We start from the raw sequence: 9,358 nt of genomic DNA, 5'->3' as shown, positions 1-9,358 counted from the left end.
CGCTCAGGTCACCAGGGTGACCTGAGCGTCTGACACGTGCGGAGGGTCCGGTCAGCGGACCGTCTCGGCGTCGTCGTGGTAGTCGCGGGCGACGGGCGGCATGTGGCCGTCCGTACCGTCGGCGTACTGGTCTCCCCCGCCGCCGGACGAACCGCCGTCCGCCCCGTCGCCGTCGGACGACGCCTGGTCGAAGACCCCGGCCGGCTCCTCGCCCCGGATGAGGGCGAGCGCGGAGGGCAGGTCGTCGGCCCCGACGAGCACGTCGCGCGCCTTGGAACCCTCCGAGGGCCCCACGATCTCCCGCGACTCCAGGAGGTCCATGAGCCGCCCCGCCTTGGCGAAGCCCACGCGCAGCTTGCGCTGCAGCATGGAGGTGGACCCGAACTGGGTGGTGACCACGAGCTCGGTCGCCTGCAGCAGCAGGTCGAGGTCGTCGCCGATGTCCTCGTCGACCTGCTTCTTGGCGGCGGCGGGCGCCGCGACGTCCTCGCGGTAGATCGGCTTGAGCTGGCTCTTGACGTGCTCGACGACCTGGTGCACCTCGGACTCGGTGACCCAGGCGCCCTGCACGCGCATCGGCTTGGCCGCGCCCATGGGCAGGAACAGGGCGTCACCCTGGCCGATGAGCTTCTCGGCGCCGGGCTGGTCCAGGACCACGCGCGAGTCCGCGAGCGAAGAGGTGGCGAACGCGAGCCGGGACGGCACGTTGGCCTTGATCAGGCCGGTCACGACGTCGACGGACGGGCGCTGCGTGGCGAGCACCAGGTGGATGCCCGCGGCGCGGGCGAGCTGCGTGATGCGCTGGATCGAGGCCTCGACGTCGCGCGGGGCGACCATCATGAGGTCGGCGAGCTCGTCGACCACCACGAGCAGGTACGGGTACGGCGCGATCTTGCGCTCCGAGCCCGGCAGCGGCTTGACCTTGCCGGCCCGGACGGCGACGTTGAAGTCGTCGACGTGCTTGTAGCCGAAGGTCGCCAGGTCGTCGTAGCGGGCGTCCATCTCGCGCACCACCCAGTCGAGGGCCTCCGCGGCCTTCTTGGGGCTGGTGATGATGGGCGTGATCAGGTGCGGGATGCCCTCGTAGATCGTGAGCTCGACGCGCTTGGGGTCCACCAGGATGAGGCGCACCTGCTCGGGCGTGGACCGCATGAGGATCGAGGTGATCATCGAGTTGATGAAGCTCGACTTACCGGCACCGGTGGCGCCCGCCACGAGGATGTGCGGCATCTTGGCGAGGTTGGCCACCACGTAGCCGCCCTCGACGTCCTTGCCCACGCCCATCACCATCGGGTGCTCGGTGCGACGCGCCGCGCCGGAGCGCAGCACGTCGCCCAGCACCACGGTCTCGCGGTCGGAGTTCGGGATCTCGATGCCGATGGCGGACTTGCCCGGGATGGGCGACAGGATGCGCACGTCCGCGCTCGCGACCGCGTACGCGATGTTGTTGGACAGCGACGTGATGCGCTCGACCTTGGTCTTGGCGCCCACCTCGACCTCGTACCGGGTGACCGTCGGACCGCGGCTGAAGCCGGTGACCTTGGCGTCGACGCCGAACTGCTCGAAGACGCCCGTCAGCGACTCCACGACCCGGTCGTTGGCGGCGGAGCGCGCCTTGTGCGGCGGGCCCTGGACCAGCACGTCCTCGTCGGGCAGCAGGTAGACGGTGTCGCCCTCCAGCATGGGCTGCACGCCGCGCGGCATCGGCTCGCCCGCCTCCGGCGGCCGGGGCCCGTCCTTCTTCGCCGACGCCGCCGGCCCGCCGTCCGGCCCGAGCACGCCGGGGCCGATGGCGGGGGCGCCGGTGACCTTGCCGGCGGACTGGCTGGTCGGGATGCGCTGGGTGGTGAGCTTGCCGGCCTTGGCGGCGCGCTCCTCGACCTCGGCGGCCTTCTCGAACGCCTCGTCGCCCACGAACCCGGCCAGGCGCTCCTTCTCGGCGGCGATCTCCTGCTTGGTGCGCCGCTTGCGGCGCTTGGCCTCCGGCTTGCCGTCGTGCGCCGAGACGCCGTCGGCCAGGGAGAGCCCGTCCTCGGCGCCGTCCTCCGGCTCGCGGTGGTTGCCGGTGAGCCGGTCGTACATGCCGCGCAGGCGCGCGGGGATCCGGTGCACCGGGGTCGCCGTGACGATGAGCACGCCGAAGAAACCGGCCAGGACGTACAGCGGGATCGCGAACCACTGCGTCAGCCCGGTGACGACCGGCGTCGCGAAGAGGAAGCCGATCACGCCGCCGGCGTCCTGCACCGGGGTGAAGCCGTCGGCGGGCGAGGGCAGGCCGGCGCTGATGTGCACGAGCGAGCACGTGGCCACGACCAGGAAGCCGAGCCCGATCGCGACCCGGCCGTTCTGCTGCGTGCGCTCCGGGTGCCGCATGACGCGGAAGGCGAGCCACATCAGCAGCACGGGCAGGGCCACGCCCGCGACGCCGAGCGTGCCCGCGACCACCGCGTGCACGCCGTCGCCGAAGGGGCCGTCGATCCCCCACCACTCCCGCGCCGCGACGATGACCGCCACGGCGAGCAGGGCGAAACCGACACCGTCGCGCCGGTGGTCCGGCAGGTCCGCTTCCGCCTGCTGTCCTGTGCTCTTGCTCGTGCTGTTCCTCGCCACGCCGCTCTTTCCCGCGTTCTGTGCGTCCTCGTCCGCTGCGTCAGGCGCCCGTCGCGGTCCCGCGGCGCGGGTCGCGCCGCCGACCGCGTGCGCCATGCCCATCCACAGGCCGCGCACCGCGCGGACCGGCCACGGCGGGCGGGACGGTACGGGCGCAGCCTTGGCTGCCGGGCGGGTAGCCCCCCGGCGCTGGGTCGATCTTTTCGACGCTGCGGCGCGGGGCTTGGCGCTCTTCGCGCCCTGCCCGGAACTCTTCCCGGAACCTCGCCGGGCCGACGTGCGGGTCGCCATGATGTCGCCACCGTAACCGGCGGCGACGGCCCGGCCCAGGACCCCTCGCGGTGTGTCCCGGACCGGACCACCGACCGGTTTGTCCGGCTACGCGGCCCGGCGCTCAGGTACGGCGCGCCCCGAGGCTCAGGCCAGGAGCAGGCCGGTCGCGAGCATCACGACGCCCGCCCCGAGGACCACCGCCCCGACCGGCAGCAGCACCACGGCGCGGTTGGGGCGCGTACGCCCCTGCCCGATGGCGGAGAGGAAGAACCCGGCGGGCATCAGGATCGCCGCGACCAGCACGCCGGTGGCGGCGAGCCAGCGGGCGAAGCCGGCCAGGTCGGTCGCCTCCGTCAGCAGGAGGCAGAGCAGGCCGAGGATGACCAGCACGCCCGCGTGGGCGTGCCCGGCCCGGAAGAAGCTCTTCTGCAGGTCGGTCGTGGCGAGCCGCCCGCCGAAGACCTTGAGCAGGAAGAAGCCGCCGGACTCGATCCCGACGACGGTCAGCAGCACGATGCCCGCGGTGATGCGGGCGGGGTCCGAGAGCTCGAGCACGACGTCCTCCTGGGGTGCGTCCGTTGTTTTGTAACAGTGTTATCAAACAACGTTCGCAAACTCCCGTCAAGGCTTCTAGACTCACGGCATGGCCCGACCTCGACTGCACGACGACGCCCTGCGCACCCGCCTCCTGGAGGTCACCTCCCGGGTCATCTCGTCGGACGGCGAGGCCGCCGTCACGGTGCGCAAGGTCGCCGCCGAGGCCGCGACCAGCGCGTCGGCGGTCTACGCGCTGTTCGGGTCGCGCGAGGCGCTCGTCGCGGCGGTGAGCGACGAGGGGTTCCGGCGGTTCGCCGAGCACCTGGCCGCCGTCGGGCAGGGCGGGGACCCGGCGGCCGACCTGCGCGACCTGGGCCGCGCCTACCGCGGGTTCGCCCTGGCGGACCCGCACTTCTACCGCGTCATGTTCGACCGCGGCGTGGCCCTCGCGGACGGCGACCCGGCCGACGCCGTCGAGCGGCCCACCTTCCGCGTGCTGCACGACGCCGTGGGCAGGGTGCTGCCCGGCGCGCCGGCCGAGCACGTGCTGAACGCCGCCGTCGGGCTGTGGGGCCTGGTGCACGGGCTGGTGTCGTTGGAGCTCGCGGGGCTGCTGCCCGGGGACGAGCAGGCGCGGGCGGCCGCGTTCGAGCGGGCCAGCGGGACGGTGGGGGCCGCGCTGCTGCGCGGGTGAGCCGCCGTCGCGGACCGGGCCCGGCTCAGGCGCCCGCGGCCCGCCACGCCTCGACGTCGGCCAGGTACGCCGCGACCCGGTCGCGGGGCAGGAACGAACCCTCGAACGACGCTGCCGCGAGCGCCGCCCGCTGGTCGCGGGTCAGGTCGAAGGCGGCGGTGACGGCGTCGTCGACGTCGTCCACGTAGGCGCCGAAGTAGGGCGGGTCGTCGGAGTTGACGCTGACGAGCATGCCGGCGGCGATCATGTCCGGCAGCGGGTGCTCGGCGAGGGAGGGGACCGCGCGCAGGCGCACGTTGGACACGGGGCACACGGTGAACGGGACCTGCTCGGCGGCGACGCGGGCCACGAGGGCGGGGTCCTGGACGACGGCGATGCCGTGGTCGATCCGCTCGGCGTGCAGCAGGTCGAGGGCGTCCCGGACGTTCGCGGCCAGGCCTTCTTCTCCCGCGTGCGCGGTGCGGCGCAGGCCGGCGGCCTCGGCCCGGGCGTAGAGGTCCGTGAACAGGCCGGGTGGGTAGCCGATCTCGGCGTTGTCCAGCCCGATGCCGACGATCGGCGCGTCCATGGCGAGCAGCCGCTCCAGGACGTCGAGCGCGTCGGCGACGGGCTTGTCGCGATGGAACGCGGCGACGAGCAGGGTGGAGACGCCGTGGTCGGCCTCGGCGCTCTGCAGGACGCCGGCGATGCCGCCCACCACGGTCTCCAGCGGGACGCCGCGCACGAGGTGCGCCTGCGGGTCGAAGCTGATCTCGGCGTGCCGCACCCCGGCGCGGGCCGCGCGGGCGAGGTAGGCGCGCGTGAGGTCGGCGAGGTCGGCCTCGGTGCGCAGCACGGCCATGTTGGCGGTGTACAGGTCGAGGAAGGCCGGCAGGTCCGCGAAGTCGTAGGCGGCGCGCAGGCTCTCCGGGTCCGGGTACGGCAGCGCGACGCCGTTGCGGGCGGCGAGCTCGAACGCCAGGTCCGGCTCCAGCGTGCCCTCGAGGTGCACGTGCAGCTCTGCCCGGGGCGGGCGGGACGACGGTGCGGCAGAGGTCATGGGGGCAGGCTACGTGCCGGACTTTCGTGGGGGCTGTCAGTGTGCGCCACTAGCATCGCGCCCACCATGACGACGCAAGAGACCCCGACGGATTCACCGCACACGTTCCAGGTCGACCTCCGCGGGTTGGTGGACCTGTTGTCCCAGCACCTGTACGCCAGCCCGCGCGTGTACGTCCGCGAGCTGCTCCAGAACGGCGTCGATGCCATCACGGCGCGGCGTGCCCTCGACCCGGGCGCCCCGGGGACGGTACGCATCCAGGCCACCGGCACGGCGGTGCGGGTCACCGACTCCGGGATCGGGCTGACCGAGCCGGAGGTGCACCAGCTCCTGGCCACGATCGGCCGCAGCTCCAAGCGCGACGGCCTGGCCGAGGCCCGCAAGGAGTTCCTCGGCCAGTTCGGCATCGGCCTGCTGGCGTGCTTCGTCGTGGCCGAGACCATCCGGGTGGTGAGCCGGTCGGCCCGCACGCCCGACGCGCTGCCCGTCGAGTGGGTGGCCCGGGGCGACGGCTCGTACACGGTCCGCACCCTGGACGTCGCCGAGCACCCCGAGCCGGGCACGACGGTGCACCTCGCGGCCCGCCGCGGCAGCGAGCAGTGGTTCGAGGCGGACACCGTGGCCGACCTCGCCGCCGACTTCGGGGCGCTGCTGCCCTACGACGTCCGCGTGGGTGACGAGCCGGTCACCGGGCAGCGCCCGCCGTGGGAGGCCCGGCACAGCAGCCCGACGGCGCGGGCCACCGCCCTGTCCGCGTACTGCCAGGACACGTTCGGCTTCGCGCCGCTCGACTCGATCGAGCTCGACCTGCCGCTGGTCGGCATCCGCGGCGTCGCCTACGTGCTGCCCGGCGTCGTCAGCCCGGCCCAGCGCGGCGGGCACCGCGTGCACCTCAAGGGCATGCTGCTGACCGACCGCGCCGAGACGCTGCTGCCCGACTGGGCGTTCTTCGTGCGGTGCGTGCTGGACACCGACGCGCTGCGCCCCACGGCCAGCCGCGAGCAGCTCTACGAGGACGAGACGCTCGCCGCCGTCCGCGACGCGCTGGGCGACCGGGTCCGGGGCTGGCTCGCGCAGCTCGCGACCACGTCACCGGAGCGCCTGCGGCGCTTCCTGGCCGTGCACCACCTGGGGGTCAAGGCCCTCGCCCTGCACGACGAGGACGTGCTGCGCACCATGCTGCCGTGGCTGCCGTTCGAGACGTCGGAGGGCGAGCTCACGCTCGACGACCTGGCCCGGCGGCACGCCACCGTGCACTTCACGCGCACCGTCGACGAGTTCCGGCAGGTCTCGGCCATCGCGGCGGCGCAGGGCATGGCCGTCGTCAACGGCGGGTACACCTACGACGCCGCGCTGGTGCAGGCGCTCCCCCTGGCCCGGCCCGGGGTGGCGGTCGAGGAGCTCGACGCGTCGGTCGTCACGGCGCACCTCGACCACCTGGACCCGGCCGCCGAGCTGGCGCTGGCCCCGTTCCTGGCGACCGCCCGGGTGCGCCTGGACCCGCTGGACTGCGACGTCGTGGTGCGCGCCTTCCACCCGGCGACGCTGGCCGCGGTCCACCTGGACGACCGGTCCGCCCGGCACGAGCGGGCCCGGGCCGAGGCCGAGAGCGAGGCCGACGATCTGTGGGCCGGCATCCTCGGCTCCCTGCGTGACGAGGCGCCGCGCGCCCGGCTCGTGCTGAACCACCTCAACCCGCTGGTGCGGCGCATCGCGGGGCTGCCCGACCCGGACCTGACGGGCGTGGCCGTCGAGGCCCTGTACGGCCAGTCGCTGCTCCAGGCACGCCGGCCGCTGCGCCCGGTGGACCAGGCCCTCGTGAACCGCGCGTTCGGCGAGCTCCTGGAGTGGGCCGCGCCCAGCCTGCCGCCGGCCCGCGACGACCGCCCCGGTGACCGGGTCGACGACACCCAGGAGAACGACTGATGACTCAGATCACCGACCTCGCGACCCTCCAGGAGGCGATCTGGGAGAACAACCAGCGCCCCCACGGCACCTCGCAGGCCGCGGCCGCCGAGAACATCCTCGACCAGGCGGCACAGCTCGGCCCGAAGGCGGAGATCAAGGCGGTCTTCCACCTGATCAGCGCCTACGAGTTCAGCGCCGACCGGCACAAGGTGCTGGTCCCGTTCGCCCGCGCCCTGCGGCTGTGGGACCAGGACCCGAGCGTCTTCGACGCGTCAGCCACCCACTCCCTGTTCTGGGACTTCAAGTGGGTCACCACGGGCATGCTCGACCTCCCGCGGGTGCCGCTGGCCGCGATCGAGAACTGGCTCGCGGAGATGGACCGGCGCTACCGGCTGGCCGGGCACACCGAGCGGGCCGTGCGGATGTCCGAGTTCTACATCGCCGACCACATCGGTGACACCGAGCGCGCGCAGCGGGCGTTCGACGGCTGGCTCGCGGCAGAGCGCGGCGAGCTGGCCGACTGCCACGCCTGCGAGACCGCGCGGCAGGGCGAGTTCTTCTCCGACTCGGGTGACGACGCGAAGGCGGTGCGGCACTGGACCCCCGTCCTGGACGGCCGCCTCACCTGCGCCGAGGAGCCGCACCGCGCGCTGGCCAGGTCGCTCCTGCCACTGGTGCGGCTCGGCCGGCTCGACGAGGCCCGGGCGAACCACATGCGCGGCTACCCCATGGTCAAGGGCTCGGAGAGCCTGATGCACTCGGTGGCCAAGCACATCGAGTTCTGCGCGCTGACCGGCAACGAGGCCCGCGCGCTGGAGCTCCTGGCCGACACCCCCGGCTACTTCCAGGCCGACGGCGAGCCCGAGCCGCGGATGGGCTTCTACGCCGCGACCGCGCTGCTCATGGACCGGCTGGTCGCCCTCGGTCGCGGCGACCTGCCGGCCACCGGCCCCACCGGGCGCACCTGGACCGCCGCCGAGCTCGCCGGGCACTCCCGGGCCGAGGCCCTCCGGATCGCCGCCGCGTTCGACGAGCGCAACGGCACGACGGCGGTCAGCGAGCGGGTGCGGTCGACCCTGGACGCCGAGCCGTTGCTGGAGCGGCTGCCGCTGGGCCTGCGGGCGGTGCTCCCCATGACGGGGTCCGGGAGCGGACCCGACGTCGACGACGGCCCTGCCGACGAGATGCCCGCCGCCGTCGGGGAGGCGATCGACCGGTACGAGCGCGCCCGGGACGCCGAGGACCTGGACGAGATGCGGGCGGGGATGTCGGAGGCGATCGACCGCGCCGGCGACTCCGCAACCCCGGGCTGGCGGGCGGGCGCGCACCTGCAGCTCTCCGAGGTGCTGGCCGTCACGGACGACCTGCCCGGCGCCGTCCACCACGGGTACGAGGCCGTGGCCTGGGCCGACCTCGCCGACCCGCGGTTCGCGGTCGTGGCCCGTACCCGGCTCGGCGGCCACCTCATGGCCGGCGGGCGGCACGACGAGGCCGCTCCCGTGCTGGAGCAGGCCCTGAGCGACCTGGACCCCTCCCCCGAGGTGCACGGCGAGGGGAACCTCGTGCAGGTGCGCTGGTGGCTCGGCGAGTGCGCGGCCAACCGCCACGAGCCCGCGGAGGCCGCCCAGCACTGGCTCGCCGCCGCCCAGGTGGCGCAGCACTGGCCGGACCAGGCCGACCACGCGATGCTCGCCACGCTGGCCGCGGAGGCGCTGGAGCGGGCCGGCGAGGGGCTGTCGGCCGAGCTGGCGTACGAGCGGGCCGCCGATCTGTGGGCCGAGGTGGGCGACGCGCTGCGCCAGGTCCGCACCACTCGTGCCTGGGCATGGGCCGTGCGGGACCGCGACGTCGCCGAGGCGAGCCGGATCATGACCGGCGCGACCCGGGCGTGCGAGGCGGCGCTGGCCGACTCGACCGACGATGAGGAGCTCGCGGAGCTGCGGGTGCAGCTGCCCGAGACGCTGGAGCAGCATGCCCGGGTCATCGCCGACGAGGACCTGGACACCGCCCGCTTCCGCGGGCTCTACGAGGGCGCCCTCGCGGAGGCCTACGCCCTGGCGAGCCGCGCCGAGTCGCTCCTGCGCGAGTCGGACGACGTCGCACGCTGGTGCCGCAGCGCCCTGCTGGCCGCCGAGCTGGCGGTCGAGTCGGGCAGCACCGCGGCCGGCCTGGAGCTGGTCGCGGCCGTGGAGGCACGGATCGAGGGCGACGAGGAGCTCAGCGGCTTCGGCGGCCACGCCGGCTGGATCCGCGGGCAGATCAGCGCCTGAGTCCGCGGCCGGCGGCCGGCCCCGAGG

At 74.2% G+C, this 9,358-nt stretch carries 6 protein-coding genes; 3 read left to right on the top strand and 3 right to left on the bottom strand.

Features of this window, described 5'->3' with window-relative positions; genetic code table 11:
• Window positions 1-51 precede the first annotated feature (51 nt).
• Window positions 52-2,901, bottom strand: coding sequence for a DNA translocase FtsK (locus tag ACFU5G_RS26925; protein ID WP_377251652.1), 2,850 nt, complete (start codon window positions 2,899-2,901; stop codon window positions 52-54).
• A 126-nt stretch (window positions 2,902-3,027) separates the two neighbouring features.
• Window positions 3,028-3,438 carry a hypothetical protein gene (locus ACFU5G_RS26920; RefSeq protein ID WP_377251650.1) on the bottom strand — a complete coding sequence of 137 codons (411 nt, stop codon included), beginning with the start codon at window positions 3,436-3,438 and terminating at the stop codon, window positions 3,028-3,030.
• 88 nt (window positions 3,439-3,526) lie between these two features.
• Here ACFU5G_RS26920 and ACFU5G_RS26915 point away from each other — a divergent pair, with 88 nt between their 5' ends.
• Entirely contained in the window at window positions 3,527-4,114 is a 588-nt protein-coding gene (locus ACFU5G_RS26915; protein WP_377251648.1) for a TetR/AcrR family transcriptional regulator, read from the top strand.
• A 25-nt stretch (window positions 4,115-4,139) separates the two neighbouring features.
• On the opposite strand, the gene add is transcribed toward ACFU5G_RS26915, so the two are convergent.
• Window positions 4,140-5,153 (bottom strand): adenosine deaminase, encoded by a 1,014-nt coding sequence (add, locus tag ACFU5G_RS26910; RefSeq protein WP_377251646.1) that lies wholly within the window; start codon window positions 5,151-5,153, stop codon window positions 4,140-4,142.
• A gap of 66 nt (window positions 5,154-5,219) precedes the next feature.
• On the opposite strand from add, the gene ACFU5G_RS26905 reads away from it, so the two are divergent.
• Together ACFU5G_RS26905 and ACFU5G_RS26900 are read left to right on the top strand one after the other, a co-directional pair.
• The gene (locus tag ACFU5G_RS26905; protein ID WP_377251644.1) at window positions 5,220-7,079 is read left to right on the top strand and encodes an HSP90 family protein; all 1,860 of its coding nucleotides are present in this window, start codon (window positions 5,220-5,222) and stop codon (window positions 7,077-7,079) included.
• Window positions 7,079-9,331, top strand: a complete 2,253-nt coding sequence (locus ACFU5G_RS26900; RefSeq protein ID WP_377251642.1) for a hypothetical protein — start codon at window positions 7,079-7,081, stop codon at window positions 9,329-9,331. The genes ACFU5G_RS26905 and ACFU5G_RS26900 overlap by 1 nt, the downstream gene beginning before the upstream one ends.
• The last annotated feature ends 27 nt before the right edge of the window (window positions 9,332-9,358 follow it).

The organism is Promicromonospora sp. NPDC057488, assembly GCF_042802395.1.
Taxonomy (GTDB): Bacteria; Actinomycetota; Actinomycetes; order Actinomycetales; family Cellulomonadaceae; genus Promicromonospora.
Note: the sequence above shows the minus strand (reverse complement) of the source record. Positions and strands in the feature narration are given on the sequence as shown.

What these genes read in the sequence shown, in the direction of transcription:
- ACFU5G_RS26925 (WP_377251652.1), bottom strand. Translation starts at nt 2,901, where the DNA reads ATGGCGACCCGCACGTCGGCCCGGCGAGGTTCCGGGAAGAGTTCCGGG.
- ACFU5G_RS26915 (WP_377251648.1), top strand. Translation starts at nt 3,527, where the DNA reads ATGGCCCGACCTCGACTGCACGACGACGCCCTGCGCACCCGCCTCCTG.
- add (WP_377251646.1), bottom strand. Translation starts at nt 5,153, where the DNA reads ATGACCTCTGCCGCACCGTCGTCCCGCCCGCCCCGGGCAGAGCTGCAC.
- ACFU5G_RS26905 (WP_377251644.1), top strand. Translation starts at nt 5,220, where the DNA reads ATGACGACGCAAGAGACCCCGACGGATTCACCGCACACGTTCCAGGTC.
- ACFU5G_RS26900 (WP_377251642.1), top strand. Translation starts at nt 7,079, where the DNA reads ATGACTCAGATCACCGACCTCGCGACCCTCCAGGAGGCGATCTGGGAG.